Annotated in this window: 18 protein-coding genes; 7 read left to right on the forward strand and 11 right to left on the reverse strand. The window is 63.1% G+C overall.

Annotated elements, in window-relative coordinates:
• Positions 1 to 81: 81 nt before the first annotated feature.
• Complete coding sequence (locus ACTG4K_RS06020) at positions 82 to 2,367, reverse strand: heavy metal translocating P-type ATPase (RefSeq protein ID WP_439113580.1); 2,286 nt, start codon at positions 2,365 to 2,367, stop codon at positions 82 to 84.
• Between the two features lie 84 nt (positions 2,368 to 2,451).
• Between ACTG4K_RS06020 and ACTG4K_RS06025 the strand changes: the two genes are divergently transcribed.
• The 3 genes from ACTG4K_RS06025 (at position 2,452) to ACTG4K_RS06035 (ending at position 3,666) form a co-directional block, all read left to right on the forward strand.
• On the forward strand, positions 2,452 to 2,889 hold the full coding sequence (locus ACTG4K_RS06025) for a Cd(II)/Pb(II)-responsive transcriptional regulator (protein ID WP_439113291.1): 438 nt from the start codon (positions 2,452 to 2,454) through the stop codon (positions 2,887 to 2,889).
• A gap of 6 nt (positions 2,890 to 2,895) precedes the next feature.
• Positions 2,896 to 3,213 carry a YnfA family protein gene (locus ACTG4K_RS06030; RefSeq protein WP_439113292.1) on the forward strand — a complete coding sequence of 106 codons (318 nt, stop codon included), beginning with the start codon at positions 2,896 to 2,898 and terminating at the stop codon, positions 3,211 to 3,213.
• A 168-nt stretch (positions 3,214 to 3,381) separates the two neighbouring features.
• Positions 3,382 to 3,666, forward strand: coding sequence for a CopK family periplasmic copper-binding protein (locus tag ACTG4K_RS06035; protein ID WP_439113293.1), 285 nt, complete (start codon positions 3,382 to 3,384; stop codon positions 3,664 to 3,666).
• 47 nt (positions 3,667 to 3,713) lie between these two features.
• Here ACTG4K_RS06035 and ACTG4K_RS06040 read toward each other — a convergent pair whose 3' ends face one another.
• The 10 genes from ACTG4K_RS06040 to ACTG4K_RS06085 all read right to left on the reverse strand — a co-directional run bounded on the left by ACTG4K_RS06040 (position 3,714) and on the right by ACTG4K_RS06085 (position 11,538).
• Positions 3,714 to 4,238: a hypothetical protein gene (locus tag ACTG4K_RS06040; protein ID WP_439113294.1), complete on the reverse strand. Its 525-nt coding sequence runs from the start codon at positions 4,236 to 4,238 to the stop codon at positions 3,714 to 3,716.
• A 2-nt stretch (positions 4,239 to 4,240) separates the two neighbouring features.
• A complete protein-coding gene (locus ACTG4K_RS06045) occupies positions 4,241 to 6,409 on the reverse strand; it encodes a copper-transporting P-type ATPase (RefSeq protein WP_439113581.1) in 2,169 nt (722 codons plus the stop codon).
• Between the two features lie 51 nt (positions 6,410 to 6,460).
• Positions 6,461 to 6,700, reverse strand: coding sequence for a DUF2933 domain-containing protein (locus ACTG4K_RS06050; RefSeq protein WP_439113295.1), 240 nt, complete (start codon positions 6,698 to 6,700; stop codon positions 6,461 to 6,463).
• A 24-nt stretch (positions 6,701 to 6,724) separates the two neighbouring features.
• On the reverse strand, positions 6,725 to 6,961 hold the full coding sequence (locus ACTG4K_RS06055; protein WP_439113296.1) for an SHOCT domain-containing protein: 237 nt from the start codon (positions 6,959 to 6,961) through the stop codon (positions 6,725 to 6,727).
• A gap of 16 nt (positions 6,962 to 6,977) precedes the next feature.
• The gene (locus ACTG4K_RS06060; protein WP_439113297.1) at positions 6,978 to 7,466 is read right to left on the reverse strand and encodes a hypothetical protein; all 489 of its coding nucleotides are present in this window, start codon (positions 7,464 to 7,466) and stop codon (positions 6,978 to 6,980) included.
• A gap of 104 nt (positions 7,467 to 7,570) precedes the next feature.
• A complete protein-coding gene (locus ACTG4K_RS06065; protein WP_439113298.1) occupies positions 7,571 to 7,933 on the reverse strand; it encodes a c-type cytochrome in 363 nt (120 codons plus the stop codon).
• Between the two features lie 140 nt (positions 7,934 to 8,073).
• Positions 8,074 to 8,412, reverse strand: coding sequence for a copper-binding protein (locus ACTG4K_RS06070; RefSeq protein WP_439113299.1), 339 nt, complete (start codon positions 8,410 to 8,412; stop codon positions 8,074 to 8,076).
• A 46-nt stretch (positions 8,413 to 8,458) separates the two neighbouring features.
• Positions 8,459 to 8,950, reverse strand: coding sequence for a cupredoxin domain-containing protein (locus ACTG4K_RS06075; RefSeq protein ID WP_439113300.1), 492 nt, complete (start codon positions 8,948 to 8,950; stop codon positions 8,459 to 8,461).
• 70 nt (positions 8,951 to 9,020) lie between these two features.
• On the reverse strand, positions 9,021 to 10,415 hold the full coding sequence (locus ACTG4K_RS06080; RefSeq protein ID WP_439113301.1) for a multicopper oxidase family protein: 1,395 nt from the start codon (positions 10,413 to 10,415) through the stop codon (positions 9,021 to 9,023).
• Positions 10,416 to 10,428: 13 nt separating this feature from the next.
• Positions 10,429 to 11,538 carry a TolC family protein gene (locus ACTG4K_RS06085; protein ID WP_439113302.1) on the reverse strand — a complete coding sequence of 370 codons (1,110 nt, stop codon included), beginning with the start codon at positions 11,536 to 11,538 and terminating at the stop codon, positions 10,429 to 10,431.
• A gap of 146 nt (positions 11,539 to 11,684) precedes the next feature.
• Between ACTG4K_RS06085 and ACTG4K_RS06090 the strand changes: the two genes are divergently transcribed.
• The 4 genes from ACTG4K_RS06090 (at position 11,685) to ACTG4K_RS06105 (ending at position 15,646) form a co-directional block, all read left to right on the forward strand.
• Positions 11,685 to 12,371, forward strand: coding sequence for a heavy metal response regulator transcription factor (locus ACTG4K_RS06090; RefSeq protein WP_439113303.1), 687 nt, complete (start codon positions 11,685 to 11,687; stop codon positions 12,369 to 12,371).
• Positions 12,371 to 13,768: a heavy metal sensor histidine kinase gene (locus tag ACTG4K_RS06095; protein ID WP_439113304.1), complete on the forward strand. Its 1,398-nt coding sequence runs from the start codon at positions 12,371 to 12,373 to the stop codon at positions 13,766 to 13,768. The genes ACTG4K_RS06090 and ACTG4K_RS06095 overlap by 1 nt, the downstream gene beginning before the upstream one ends.
• Before the next feature lie 9 nt (positions 13,769 to 13,777).
• A complete protein-coding gene (locus ACTG4K_RS06100) occupies positions 13,778 to 14,140 on the forward strand; it encodes a hypothetical protein (protein ID WP_439113305.1) in 363 nt (120 codons plus the stop codon).
• A 108-nt stretch (positions 14,141 to 14,248) separates the two neighbouring features.
• Positions 14,249 to 15,646 (forward strand): TolC family protein, encoded by a 1,398-nt coding sequence (locus ACTG4K_RS06105; RefSeq protein WP_439113306.1) that lies wholly within the window; start codon positions 14,249 to 14,251, stop codon positions 15,644 to 15,646.
• Positions 15,647 to 15,650 lie beyond the last annotated feature (4 nt).

The raw sequence follows: 15,650 nt of genomic DNA on the forward strand, positions 1-15,650 counted from the left end.
ATTCGTGTCTGCGGTTCCCATGGCGCCGTGGGCCATGGTGGTCGCCAAATGGTTTGTCGAAGACGTCCATGTTGGTTCCCTTCAGCGGCGCAGCAAGCGCAGTCCATTGCCAACAACCAGCAGACTGGCACCCACATCAGCGAAAACGGCCATCCACATGGTGCCAAGCCCCATGAGGGTGAGCACAAGAAACACGGCTTTGATGCCCAACGCCAGCGTGATGTTCTGCACCAGCACCGTGTGAGTGGTTTTGGACAGTCGGATAAAGGTGGCGATCTTCCGCAGATCATCGTCCATCAAGGCAACGTCGGCTGTCTCGATGGCCGTGTCAGAGCCCATGGCGCCCATGGCGAACCCGATGTCTGAGCGGGCCAGCGCAGGAGCGTCGTTGATGCCGTCACCGACCATGCCGACCACTCCTTCGCGGCCAAGACTTTCGATCACGCGCAGCTTGTCTTCGGGCAACTGGTTGCCATGCGCCTGGTCTATGCCCACTTGTCGGGCGATCGCCTCGGCGGTGTGCGCGTTGTCGCCGGTCAACATCACGGTCCGTACACCCAGGCGATGCAGTTCATCAATAGCGGCCCGACTGCTTTCCTTCACGGTGTCGGCCACAGCGAACAGGGCCAGCACCCGCTCCCGCTGTTCGTCGACCAGCATGACCACTGTCTTGCCTTGCCGTTCCATCGTATCGAGCCGATTTTCCAGGTCCGGGGTGCACAAGCCCAGTTCGTGGACCAGTCTGTGATTTCCCAAGCGGTAAACCGTGCCACCGATCACACCCTTCACACCGCGACCGGGCAAGGCTTCAAAGTTGTCCACGGCCTCTCGTTCGACACCCTGGGCATTCGCCGAAGCCGCCACGGCTTGGGAAACCGGGTGATCCGAGCGCCCCGCAAGGCTGGCCGCCAGTTGCAGACACCGCGCCTCGTCCAAGTCGTCAAGCCGCGCAAAATCGGTCTGTACTGGTTTGCCGTGGGTAATCGTGCCGGTCTTGTCCAGGGCCAGCCACCGCAGCTTGCGCCCTTCTTCCAAATACACCCCTCCCTTGATCAGCACACCTTGCCGGGCTGCGGCAGCCAGACCACTGACGATGGTCACAGGTGTCGAGATCACGAGGGCACAGGGGCAGGCAATGACCAGCAGCACCAGTGCCTTGTAGATCCAGTCCTGCCAGGCTCCGCCCATCAACAGCGGGGGCAGCACCGCCACGGCCAAGGCGATGGCAAACACCACGGGCGTATAGATGCGGGCGAACTGGTCGACAAACCGCTGTGTGGGCGCCCGGGCGCCCTGCGCCTCTTCGACCGCGTGAATGATGCGCGCCAGCGTGCTGTTGCCTGCTGCGGCCGTGACGCGGTAGTCAAAGGAACCGGACTCGTTGATGGTGCCGGCAAACACAGCATCGTCAACCGTTTTGTCAACAGGCAGGCTTTCTCCCGTGATGGGCGCCTGGTTGACAGTAGAACGTCCGCTGGTGATGCTGCCATCCAGCGCGATGCGTTCACCAGGGCGCACCCGTACCAGACTGCCCACCGCCACAGACTTGGCCTCCACGGACTGCCAGCTTCCATCGTTCTGCTGCACCGTCGCCTGCTCCGGCGTCAGACGCATCAGTCCCTCAATGGCGTTGCGGGCCCGGTCAAGCGACTTTGCCTCGATGAGCTCGGCGATCGTGAACAGCACCATCACCATGGCCGCCTCGGGCCACTGACCCAGCGCCAGCGCACCGGTGACAGCGATACTCATCAACGCATTGATGTTGAGATTGCCATTGCGAATCGCCACCCACCCCTTCTTGTAGGTGGTCAGACCCGACCCCAACACGGCAACGATGGCCAGCGCCGCCACGAGGGTGCCAGGAAGTCCGGCCCAGCTCGCGGCCTCCGAGGCGATGGCAGCGACACCAGCCAGCGCCAGCGGCCACCAGGGCTTGGGGGTTTCGCGGGCAGGTGTACGTGCTGCACCGGCTTCAGCCAGTTCGGGCTGAAACCCCAGCGAGCGCACTGCCTCCAGCACCGGCTCCAGCGAGCCGGGTGCGTGCACCACGGTCAGAACCCGCTGAACCAGGTTGAAGTCCAACTGGCGAACCTCGCTCATCGGACCGAGTTTTTTGCGGATCAGCGCCTCTTCGGTCGGACAGTCCATCTGCAGGATGCGGATGGCCGTGCGCACACCGTCGGAGGTGAGCTGTGGCGCACTGATTGGGCTGGTGGGGATTGGGGCGGATGCGCAGCAAACCGCCGCCCCGCCTTCTTCGTGTGCATGCTGATGATCTTGAGCTTGCGTTGGATCATGGCGATGAGTCGCGTTCCCGCAATCGCGAGTCGATGGGGTGTGGTCGTGATCACAGCATTGGGCCGACATGAAAACTCCTTCAGAATGCCGGTATTGAAAACCCTGGAGCCGCTCCAGAGTCAAGCCCTCAATCCCATCGACCGGAGAAACCCCATGCGCATCAAGGAACTGGCCGAGGCCACGGGCGTGGACGTAGACACCATCCGTTACTACGAAAAACAAGGCCTGCTGCCGGAACCGGCCCGGCAGGACAACGGCTACCGCGACTACGCGAGCACCCACCTGGAGCGACTGGCCTTCATCCGCCACTGCCGCGCGCTGGAGATGCCGCTGGCCGACATCCGCCGCCTGCTGGGCGCGCTGGACGCACCGTGCGAGCCGCACCCGGACGTGGACCGGCTGGTGCAGGAGCAGATCGACAAGGTGCGCGCGCGGCTCAAGAGCATGCGCGCGCTGGAGAAGCAGCTGTTGCTGCTCAAGGCCAGTTGTGGCCGCTGTGACGACGAAGGCACAGACTGCGGCATTCTCAAGGAGCTGGTGGCAGCCGCGCATGGCGAAGCCTGCGCGTGCCATGCCCATCTTGCGCACTGACCGACCATGAAGACCTTTTTGCTGTACGTCGCCACCGCATTGGCCGAGATCGTGGGCTGCTACCTGCCTTGGCTTTGGCTTCGCCAGGGCGGTTCAATCTGGCTGCTGCTCCCTGCGGCGGCCAGTCTGGCGCTGTTCGCTTGGCTGTTGACCTTGCACGATGCGGCCTCGGGGCGGGTGTACGCGGCCTATGGTGGGGTGTACATCGGCACAGCCATCGCGTGGTTGTGGGCGGTGGATGGTGTCCGACCTTCAGCATGGGATGTGACCGGTGCAGCTGTCGCCTTGTTGGGCATGGGGATCATTGCGTTCCAGCCGCGCTGACCAGTTCAGCAGCCACATCAATCGCCAGGGGCGGTAGGTTCGCGGTCAAATAGCAGTCAAAACTGTCATCGGAAGGCAAGCCTGCGGTCACCCTCCCGTCACTACATTGCACCTGTACACGGTACCTCGTTGCATCACCCGATCAACGTGAAACTTTCAGGAGCAACCATGATTCGCAAATTCAACATCGTCGTCCTTTCGCTCGCCGCAGCCCTCCCGGCTTTCGCCATGGATGCAGCTCAATCCGAGGCCAAGCAGACGGTCCCACTTGTCAATGGTGAGACCCTGTACGTTTTCAAGGACGGGAACATGGCCAAAGCCAACCAATTTGGACGCACTGCATACCTCGCCAAGGGAGAAGTCGTTCAATCGGTGGACGGTCAGAAGATCAGCACGGTGGGCAACGAAGTCGCTCGCCTTGATATCTTGGCGCGCAAGGGTCACCACAACTGATCGCGACTTCTGCGCAGAAACAGCCACTCTGTCTTGGGGTGGCTTTTCTATTTGCGACGGAACATCACTGTGGCAACAGCCAACATGACCAGATAGTTGACCACCATGAACCAAGGTGTGTTCCAGGCGATGCCATCGAACCCCCAATAGGTCACCGGATAAAGAACGGGTGATGGGTAGAAATCAGCCGAATGGGTGAAGACATCGATCAGGATGTGAGTCCACCAGCCCAGCAAAGGTAGCCAGAGGCGCCTCAGCCACACCCAGCAGGCAGCAGTGACCACACCAGCCACCAAGGCGCTGTGCATCACACAATGCAGATGATGGGTCAGCTTCGAGAGGACGGGAGACATCGCGGGTTCGTAGCCAGGCAGGGCATTGGCATAGGCCTGCAGAACGGACCAGCCATCGGAAGTGACCAGTGCCAGGTATCCCAGAGGCAGCAACTGGATCAGGTCAGGCACCACCGCCATACCGACCGCCAGGGCGGCGGTGCGACGGTCCAAGCGCCGATGCCGATGCATCCACACGGCACCGAGTCCCACCCAAACCCCATGGGCAACAATGTCCATGATCAAGGGCCCGGGTGTGGAGCGCCGCGCTGAGTTGCGACGGCTCGCAGGCGCAGGGCATTGCCTATCACCGAAACCGAACTCAGGCTCATGGCCAGCGCAGCGATCATCGGCGACAGCAGCCAGCCGGTGAGCGGATAGAGCAGCCCTGCGGCCAGCGGGATGCCCAAGGCGTTGTAGACGAAGGCGAACACCAGGTTCTGTTTCATGTTGGCCACGGTGGCCACCGAGAGTTCGCGCGCGGTAGCGATGCCGCGCAAGTCGCCCTTCACCAGAGTGAGCTGCGCGCTGTTCATGGCGACATCGGTCCCGGTGCCCATGGCGATGCCGACGTCGGCACGGGCCAGTGCCGGCGCGTCGTTGATGCCATCGCCCGCCATGGCCACAACACTGCCCTCGGCCTGGAGCCGTTCAACCAGCTGGAGTTTGTCGGCGGGCTTGACTTCACCATGCACCTCGTCAATACCTAGGCGCTGACCCACAGCGTGCGCCGTTGTCAGGCCATCGCCAGTTGCCATCACCACGCGGATGTTCGCGTTTCGCAGCGACGCCAGTGCCTCGGCGGTGGTCGCCTTGATCGGGTCCGACACCGCCAGCAGTCCGGCCAGTTGCTGATCCACAGCCAAGTACATCACGCTCGCACCCTGACCGCGCATGGCCTCAGCATCGTCCGCCAGCGCCGAAGTGTCCACACCAAGCTGGTCCATCAGGGCCTTGTTGCCCAATGCCAGTGCCAGACCGCCCAACACGCCGCGCACCCCGATGCCCGAGGCCGAGTCGAATTGTTCGGGCTTTTCCAGTGCAAGTCCATGCAGTTTCGCCGCAGCAACGATAGCCGATGCCAAAGGGTGCTCGCTGCCTTGGTCCAGGCTGGCCGCCAGGCGCAGCACTTCACTGTCCAAATAGTCCGCCGTACCAATGGCCCGCTCAAACCTGGGTTTGCCTTCCGTCAGGGTGCCGGTCTTGTCAACGATCAGTGTGTCTACCTTGCACAGGTTCTCGATCGCAGCCGCGTCCCGGAATAGGACTCCACTGCCGGCACCACGGCCAGTCGCCACCATGATCGACATGGGCGTGGCCAAGCCCAGCGCACAGGGGCAGGCAATGATCAGGACAGCCACCGCATTGATCAGCGCGTAGACCCAGCTCGGCTCTGGCCCGAACAGGCCCCACCCCAAGAACGTTAGCAGCGCAATGCCCACCACACCGATCACGAAGTAGCCCGCCACCTGATCGGCCATGCGCTGCATGGGTGCTCGCGAGCGCTGCGCCATGGCTACCATCTGCACGATCTGCGCCAGTACGGTGGCCGAGCCCACGTGTTCAGAGCGCATTACCAGCGCGCCACTGGTGTTGAGCGTGGCACCAATAAGCTTGTCGCCCACCCTTTTCATCACCGGCAGCGGCTCTCCGGTGAGCATCGACTCGTCAAGCGCGCTGCTGCCCTCGACCACGGTGCCGTCCACCGGTACTTTTTCACCAGGTCGCACACGCAGCAGATCACCCACGTGCACGTGGCCCAGCGGCACGTCTTCTTCTTGGCCGTCGGCAACGATGAGCCTTGCGGTCTTGGGTGTCAGGCCCAGCAGCGAACGGATCGCTGCCGACGTCTGCGAACGGGCCTTGATCTCCAGCAACTGGCCCAACAGGGTCAGCGAGATGATCACCGCGGCCGCTTCGAAATAGACGGCCACGCGTCCCATGGAGAGAAATGAATCGGGGAAGACCTGCGGGGCCACCGTGGCCACCACGCTGTATACAAAGGCCGCACCTGTGCCCAGACCGATCAGGGTCCACATGTTGGGGTTGCGGTTCACGATCGACTGCGCGCCGCGGACGAAGAATGGCCAGCCCGCCCACAACACGATCGGCACCGAGAGCACCAGCTCGATCCAACTCTGCATCGCCATGTCGAACCAGGCCAGGCTGTGTCCGAACATGGCCAGCACGGTGACAACAATGGTGAGTGGCAGCGTCAACCAGAAGCGCCGCTGGAAGTCCTGGAGCTCGGGGTTCTCCTGTTCCCCCAGCTCGTGCAGCAAGGGCTCCAGGGTCATGCCGCACTTGGGGCAGCTGCCGGGATGCGACTGGCGCACCTCGGGGTGCATGGGACAGGTGTAGACGGGTTCTGTCGCCAAGGGCCTGGTAGCCGTCGAGTCCTCGGCTGGCATAGCCGCCGTGGTGCCCGGAACATGCACGTGGGTGTGGGAATGTTCCATGGTTCAGCGGTCGTTATTGTTGTGTGAATAGACGTGGCCGGCGCTGTGTCCTCCATGCCCATGAAACAGGTGCATCAGCGGGCAGAGCATCAAGAGCAGGTAGGGCCACCAACCCAGAACGTGGCCCCAATGCTCCCGCAACAGGTAGAACACGGCGATCACCACCGCGGTCGCCCCGGCCAGTGTCAGGGGCCGCCGCCACGGTGACGTGGGCCGGTCGTGGGTTTGCCGTGGTGGGTTCATGGCTTGCTCCTTCGTTCGTTGCGCTCAGGGTTTGCCAACATCCCGGTCCAGCAGCGCCTTCGCCTGTTCGTAGGCTTCGGGGGTGATGTCGCCTTTGGCCAAGCGTCGCTGCAGCAACTCGTGCGGTGACTCACGCTCTGATCGCCGTGCGCGCTGCCCCGGTGACCAGATCGCATAGACGGCGATGCCCAACAGGATCAACCAGAAAACCCACCAGAAGGTGTGCATGCCACCCATGTAGTACCCATGATCGAAGAACATGGCGTCACCTCCGCATTCAGTTGGGCGCTGCGGCTGGCATGCGCTGCATCATCATTTCCATCATGTTCTGCATCATGTCCATACGCATCTCCATCATTTGATGCCGCTGGGTCAGGTCTGGCGTGGCGACGCCCGGGGTCCCCGTCCCCTGCATGCCAGACATGTCGCCCATGGGCCTCATGGCTTTCATCATGTCCATGCCCTCTAGCATGGCCTTCATGTGGTCGGCCATCAGTGCCTGACGCACAGCAGGGGTTTTGGCTACCGCCATCTTGGCGCGCAGCGCCTGCATCGTGGCAATGTGCTCCTGCATGTGCTGCTGCATCTGCGGCGTCGACGACATGCTCATGGGCATACCTACCTGAGGTGTGGCCTGCTCGGTCGCGCTGCTGGTTGCCGAGTTGGACGGGTGGTGCTGGGTGTGGTCGGCTGTTTGCTGCGCTGCGGCGGAGAACGCCGAACCGGCGACAGCCACGGACAGGAGGGTTCGGATCAAGGCGGACATGTCTATTTCCTTTCGTGACGGAACGCATGGCGGGATGCCATGGGGTCACTGTAGGAATCGGCCCGGGTCGCCAAGATGACCCGAAGATGACAAAAAAGTCAGATTCAGCGTGGCAGCCGCTGCAGCGCCTGGCGGTTGATGTCGTCGTGGTGACGTCGGGTCTCTGACGTCCATTGCGACTTGATCCAGGACAGCACGGCCACGATATCGGCATCGCTGAGCGAACTGCCAAAGGCAGGCATGTTGGTGGCGTAGTCGGGCATGCCAACGGCCTTCGCCACCCCTTCCTTGGTGATGCGGATCAGCACATCGTCCGGGTGGTGCCAGGTGTGGCCGCTTCCGTCGTGGGGAGGTGCAGGCAATCGCCCATCGGCGCCTCGTTCGCGCCAGTTGGCTTGCCCCTCCAGATGGACGCCGTGGCAGCTTGCGCAGCGGGCCTGATAAATCAGCGCCCCCCGCTTGAGCATCGCAGTGTCATCCGTGCGCAGCATCCCGACAGGATCTGGCCGGAAGAGGTCCGCAGATCGCCACCAGGAAAAGGCTGCGGAAGCCCCGACGAGAGCCAGAACGACCGCAGCTGGACGGAGGAAACATGCGCGCTGAAGAATCACTTCGCTGGCTGGATGTCGGTCACCATCATCTGGCCGTTCTCGTTCGTGGCCATGAACTGAATCTTGGCCCCGACGCTGGTCTTGTCCAGCAAGGCCTTGTCCTTGGCCACGAACACCATGGTCATACCGGGCATGTCCATGTGCTTGATGTCACCGTGCTTGATGGTGATCTTGCCGGCGTCTTTGTCGATCTTGCGCACCTCGCCATCGGTCATGGCGGGCGCTGTCGCCATACCCATTTTTCCGTGGTCCATGTTCATCTGGGCGAACACGGGGTTGATGGCAAAAGCCGAGAAGGCCAGTGCGGTTGTGCTCAGTACCAGTCGCAGTTTCATCGTGAATCCTTGTCGTTGAGTTGCTTTGACGCCGATTGGAAGCGGCTTACTTTGCGGCTACCTTGACCTGCCCCTTCATGCCTGCCTCGTAGTGACCCACATGCAGACAGGCAAAATTCACCACACCAGGCTTGGTGAAGCGCCAGATCACCTCACCCTGCTTGCCGGGCTTGAGTGAGATCTTGTTGGCTTCTTCGTGCTCCATGGTCGGGAACTTCTTCATCACCTCATAGTGCTCCTTGAGTTCCTTCTCCGTGCCGAGGCTGAACTCGTGCGGCACCTTGCCGGAGTTCTTGATGACAAAACGGATGGTTTCGCCCTTCTTCACCGACACGTTCGACGGCGTGAACCGCATGCTGTCTGCGGCGTCCACCTCGATCGTGCGCGTGACGTTGGCTGCGACGCCCGGTTCGCCGATAGGCGATTCATCGTGCCCACCGCCATGGGTGCCACCAGCGAAAGCAGCCGATGCGGCCAATGCTGCGGCAGCGAAAACAAAGCCAGCGCGGGAAGTGAAGTTGAACTTGACGGATTTCATGGTTGTCCTTTGGGTTTTGGTTGGGGAAACGGTTGAAGAAAAACGGCGGTGAGGCGTTCAATGGCCCATTTCAGTGGGACATACCTTTGGCAGTGGGTTTGATCGCCGTGGCGGCGGCCGGTGTCGTGTCAGCGCTGGCCGCAGGGCGTGGTGTCGGTGGAAGTGCACCGTTCCATTCGTAGGCCACGGTTCCCTCGGGGAACTTGTACGGCCCCGGGTCCTTGTAGTCACCCGGCTTTTGGTCCTTGCGCACCTTGAAGACCGTGAACATGCCGCCCATTTCCAGCGGGCCGAACTGGCCAGTGCCGGTCATCATCGGCGCTGTGTTGTCGGGAATGGGCATCTGCATTTCGCCCATGTCGGCCATGCCGCGTTCGCCCATCAGCATGTAGTCGGGTGCGACCTTCTGGATCTTCTTGACCAGCCCGCGGTGGTCCACACCGATCATGGTGGGCACGGCATGTCCCATGGCGTTCATGGTGTGGTGGCTCTTGTGGCAGTGCATAGCCCAGTCGCCCTCTTCGTCGGCGATCAGCTCGATCTGGCGCATCTGCCCGACTGCCACGTCGGTGGTCACTTCGTACCAGCGGGTGCTGGGCGGAGTCGGCCCACCGTCCGTGCCAGTCACCAGAAACTCGTGTCCATGCAGATGGATCGGGTGGTTGGTCATGGTGAGGTTGCCCACACGGATGCGTACGCGGTCGTTCAGGCGCACGTTGAGCGTGTCGATGGCGGGGAACACCCGGCTGTTCCAGCACCAGATGTTGAAGTCGGTCATTGTGTTGACCTTGGGCGTCTTGCTGCCGGGCTCCACGTCAAAGGCGTTGAGCAGGAAACAGAAGTCGCGGTCCACCTCGCTGATGTGCGGGTGCTTGGCCTTGGGGTGGGTCACCCACATGCCCATCATGCCCATGGCCATCTGCACCATTTCGTCCGCATGCGGGTGGTACATGAAGGTGCCAGGGCGCCGTGCCTCGAACTCGTAGACATAGGTCTTGCCCACGGGAATAGCGCGTTGGTTCAAGCCACCCACGCCGTCCATGCCGCTGGGCAGCCGCTGGCCGTGCCAGTGGATGGTGGTGTGCTCGGGCAGCTTGTTGGTCACGAAGATGCGCACGCGGTCGCCCTCGACCACCTCGATGGTTGGGCCTGGGCTCTGGCCGTTGTAACCCCACATGTTGACCTTGAAGCCTGGCGAGACCTCGCGCACCACGGGTTCGGCCACCAGGTGGAATTCCTTGACGCCGTTGTTCATGCGCCAGGGCAAGGTCCAGCCGTTGAGCGTGACCACTGGGTTGTAGGGCCGGCCGGTCTGCGGAATCAGCGGCGGTGCGGTGTCGACCGACGTTTGGATGACGGGCTCCGGCAAACCCGCCAGTGCAGAACGGGCCACAGCCAGGCCGGCCACAGAGGCGGCGGCACCTGCGAAAAACTGGCGTCTGGAATTGGTGTTGGTATTGGTCATGTGGTCAATCCTTTCAATGTGCGGCTGCGGTTGGGGCATCTCCACCGGCACCACCCAGCGAGACGAAGCTGTCGGGTTCTCCGCCTTGCAGGACCCACTGAAGATCGGTCTCAGCGATCCAGAAGTCGCGCTGCGCACCGATGGCGTCCACGGTAGCCTGGGACTGGTTGCGCACCTCGTCCAGCAAGTCCCATACGCTCTTGAGCATGCCGTTGTAGTGCAGCACCGTCTCTTCGGTAATGAACTCACGGGTTTTCAGAATGTCTCCCTGGCTGTCCAGCGCAAAGGCATGGGCAGCCCAGTAGACGCTGATGGCCGACTTGGACAGCGCACGGTTGCGCAGGCCTTCCGCGTCTGGCAACTGGTTGCGAACTGCTTCACCGCGCTTTTGCAAGTCCGCTGCTGTCATGGGTTGCGCCGGGATGGCAGGCAGCTGGTCCGGTAGCACAAAACCATCCTGAAGGCCCGTTTGCCCCATCGTCTTGACCAGATTGGCCTGCGCCTGGGAGGCGGCTTGCTGCGCTCGCCTCAGATTCATGCGTGCATTGGACGCAGCCAGTTGAACGGGAGACAGTTGCAGCTTGCTCCAGTTGCCCACCGTTACCATGCGCTGACCCAGTTCATAGGCCGCCTGCGCGGCTTCCAGCATGTCACGCTGGTGCTTCAGGACCTGTTGGGCTGCCACGGTTTCGATCCAGGCTTTACGCCCCGCCGCAGCCACTTCCAGCACCTCGCCAGCATCCTCGACGCGGCGTTGCAGGCTGGGGTCGAGTTCCGTCCAGCGGCCTTCTGCGATCAGTTGTTCGTTCTTCGGACCCAGCCGAGCCAACGCACGGGCCAGATCGCGATGCACCGTCCAGGCCATGCGAACCGCCACCTCTGCGGTGGGGATGGCAACACCTACGGCGCTGCTCGGCGTAGCGTTGGCTGCGCCCGCATTGGCCTGCTCCCATTTGAGTACGTCGGCATGGCCGCGCTTGAACGCTCCCACCGCGTCATTGGCACGTCGCCAGTCGGCCTCCTGCGTTGGGCCGGCGGTCTGCGCAGCCAGCGCGAATGGGAAGGCCAACAGGCCCGCCACCAGCAGCTGGTTCGTGGCTCGATGACTGAACAAAGATTTCACTGCAATCGCTCCTTTTGATGTGGATCAAGTGGTGCGGATTCTGGCGAGGCGAGTTCGTCACTTCCCTGTCGGCCGGATTACAAAAATGTCAGCTTTCGTCACGCCCGCTCCGGTACGGGCAAACTCGCGGTCAGGAGAATGTGAACATGAAAATTCTGATCGTTGAAGACGAGCCCAAAGCGGGTGACTACCTCAGGCAAGGCCTGCGCGAGGCCGGCTTTGCCGTGGACCTCGTCACCAACGGCGTGGACGGTCTGCACCATGGCCTGGAGGGGGACCACGATCTGGTGATCCTGGATGTCATGCTGCCCGGCATGGACGGGTGGCAGGTGCTCAAGAACCTGCGCAGTCAGGGGCGACAGATGCCCGTGCTGTTCCTCACGGCACGCGATCAGGTCGAAGACCGCGTCAAGGGCCTGGAGCTGGGGGCCGACGATTACCTGGTCAAGCCGTTTTCGTTTGCCGAGTTGCTGGCCAGGGTCCGGACAATCCTCAGGCGTGGCCGCACAGGTATGGAGCCCACTTCAATGAAAGTCGCCGATCTGGAGCTCGACCTGCTCCGCCGGCGGGTGACCCGGTCCGGCAAACGCATCGATCTGACGGCCAAGGAATTCGGCCTGCTGGAGCTGCTGATGCGCCGCCATGGCGAGGTGCTGCCTCGCTCCCTGATCGCCTCGCAGGTGTGGGACGTGAACTTTGACAGCGACACCAATGTGATCGAAGTGGCCATGCGGCGCTTGCGGGCAAAGGTGGACGATGCCTTTGAAACACGCCTGATCCAGACCGTGCGCGGCATGGGCTACGTTCTCGAAGCACCCGAGGACGCCCACTGATGCTCGGCCGGCTGTCGCTGACAGCGCGCTTGACCGCGCTGTATACCCTGGTATCGGCCTGCGTTCTGGTCGGGCTGGGTCTTCTGGTGTCGATAGCCGTAGGTCGGCACTTTGTCGAACTCGATAGAGATTTCCTGAAGGACAAGATCGACCTGGTGCAAACCATCGTCGGTGATTCAAGCTCACCGGAAATTGCGGCCACCCGCCTCGATGAGTTGTTGACGAGTCACCACGGGTTGTTCATCGAGCTGCGCCGCAGCGCGGGGCAGGTGTATGGCGAAAAGGGGTCGGTGTTTTCCGTTTTGCCGTCATCCATCGGAACAGATGGGCGCACATTCGACTGGACGGCCGGTGACCAAACGCTGCGCGGCCTGAGGGCGGCCATTCGGCCTCCCTCTACATGGACGGGCCAGGCCAGTGACGGCGCATCACTTGAACTTTTGATCTCGCTGGACACAGAGCACCACACCCATTTCATGCAGTCGCTCAGGCAGACCCTTGCGCTCTACCTGATAGGCGCGATCCTGATCAGCGGTCTGCTGGGCTGGTGGGCCGCCCGCCGTGGCCTGGAACCCTTGCGCGTCATGAGAGAGCGCGCCATGACGGTCACAGCCCACAAGCTGGACCAGCGCATGCCCGTTGACGCGGTGCCGGCGGAATTCGCCGACCTGGCGCAGAGCTTGAACACCATGCTGGAACGCCTGCAATCGGACTTTGCTCGCCTGCAGGACTTCTCCAGCGACCTGGCGCACGAGTTGCGGACCCCTATCAACAACCTGCTGACTCAGACCCAGGTGTCGCTGGCGCAGAAGCGGGACGTGAGCGTGTACCAGGACATCCTGGCGTCCAATGCCGAGGAGTTGCAGCGACTGGGCCGCATGGTCTCCGACATGCTGTTCCTGGCCAAGACCGAGCACGGGATCGAGTTACCGCACCGCGAGACCGTGTCGCTGATCGACGAGGTACTGGACCTGTTCGACTTTTACGAAGCGCTGGCGGAGGAGAAGCACATTGCCCTCGAAGCGGATGGCAATGCGCACATCGTGTGCGACCGGCTGATGATCCGTCGCGCGATCAGTAACCTGCTGTCCAACGCGATACGGTACTCGCCGCTGAACGCGCCAGTACGGGTGTCGGTGACTCCTAGCGACGGTCAGATCCAGCTTTGCGTGCATAACGCCGGTCCCGCAATCCCCGCAGCCGACCTGCCGCGCCTGTTCGACCGCTTCTACCGGGCCGAGAAGTCGCGCAGCAACCCCGATTCAGAAGGTACGGGTCTGGGCCTGTCCATCACCAAAGCCATCATGCAAGCCCACGGCGGATCGGCATCGGTGGCGTCCAACGATCAGGCGACCACCTTCTGCCTGAGCTTTCCCACGCAGGACGCATCGTCCTAGAATCCGCTCATGCGCCTGCTCGTCGCCCTCCTGCTATGTCTGAGCATCTCACTCCAGGGGTGGGCTGCGGGCGCGGGTGTGCGGGCACCGTGCCCCATGGGCGAAATGATGGTCATGCAGGAAGCAATACCTGCCAACGGCGACATCGAACAGACGGCCGACCTTGGCGACTGCTGCAACGACGCGGCGACCTATGCGCTGACCGGCAAACTCTGCAAAACCGGCCAGGAATGTCAGGCCCCCACCGGCTGGATGGTGCCTTTCTCGCAGCCTGTCATCCAGACCCAGCCGTCGAGCGTCCTGCTTGTGATCGGCTCACCCACGCCCCCCGACGGCGCTCCCGCCAGCGTCTGGCGGCCTCCCACGCTCTGACTCCACTGATCCGGACTGCGCATCGCTGCTGAGGCAGTTGCCCAGTCCGTGACGTGGCTGCACGCCTTTGGCGCGCGCAGCCCATGTTCATCTTCATGGAGCACAGACATGCAAGCCTTTCCAACGGGCATGAACCGGCGTGCAAAGCCGGTGGGTTGCACCATTGCGCCCAAACACATCGTCAACACCGCAGCCCTGCTGATCGCCTTGTGGCTGGGTCTGGCTTCAACTGCCCGGGCATCGGACGACGGGCCGCTGGAGCTTTCAACGGCGGTTCAGGCTGCGCTGTCGCGCTCGCAGGCCCTGAGCGCGCAGGATGCAGCAGTCCGTTCGGCGCGCGAGGCCGCCGTGGCCGCTGGTCAACGGCCCGACCCTGTGCTGCGGCTGTCGCTGGAAAATTTGCCCATCGAAGGCGAAGACCGCTTCAGCACCACGCGGGACTTCATGACCAGCAAATCGGTATCGCTGATGCAGGCGCTGCCCAGCCACGCCAAGCGCCAAAGCCGCACGCAGCGTTTCGAAACTGAGGCCGACGTGGCACGGGCAACACGCGTCCAGCGCGCGGCCAATGTGCAGCGCGACACCGCCCTGGCTTGGCTGGAGCGGCAGGCGCAAGAAAAGCGCGTGGCGCTGTTGCGCGCACAACTGGCCGAAAGCCGCTTGCTGGCCCAGGCCGCCGAGGCCTCGGTGCGCAGCGGTCAGCCCGATGGCGCGGGGGCGCAACCCGCAGACTGGCTGAACGCGCGCGACGCGGTCGCCCAGGCCGAGCAGGCGCTGCTGGGCGCCGAAGCCGATCTGAAGAACGCTCGCCAGACGCTGTCCCGCTGGACCGGAACGCCTGCCGACCAACCCCTGGCTGCCGCGCCCGAAGGGGCTCCGCAGGAGCTGACCCACACCGACATGGCGGTTCGACAGCAACAGCACCCGGACCTGGCGGTGCTCCGCGCCAACGAGAGCGCCGCCGAGGCCGACGCCGAGCTCGCGCGGCAGGAACGCCAGCCCGACTGGAGCGTCGAACTGATGTTCAGCCAGCGCCGCCCCCGCTACGCCAACATGGTGTCGCTGGCCGTGTCGGTCCCGCTGCAGTGGGACCGGACACAACGCCAGGACCGGGAACTGGCCGCGCGCTTGGCACGTGTCGATGAATGGCGCGCCGAGCGCGAAGAGCGCGCCCGCGAAACGCTCGCTGAAACCGCGCGCTGGCAGGTCACCTGGCGCGCAGGTCTGGCCCAGCTCGCGCTGCTCGACCAGGAGCGCCTGCCGCTGGCCCGCCAACGCGTGCAACTGGCGCTGGCCGCCTACCGCGGCGGCAACGCCCGGCTGGGTGATGTGCTCGCGGCGCGGCGCATGGCCCTGGCGCTGGAGATGGAACGCATCGAGGTGCAGCTTTCGACGGCCCGTCTGTGGGCCCGACTCGAATACCTCCTGCCCAACCCCGCTGACCTGAGCCACTCCACCGCAGCAGCGGCCCCCGACACGGCCGCCGCCCCCACACAGAAGAACTGACACC

Source organism: Hydrogenophaga sp. (assembly GCF_965657535.1).
In the GTDB taxonomy this organism is placed as follows: domain Bacteria; phylum Pseudomonadota; class Gammaproteobacteria; order Burkholderiales; family Burkholderiaceae_C; genus Hydrogenophaga.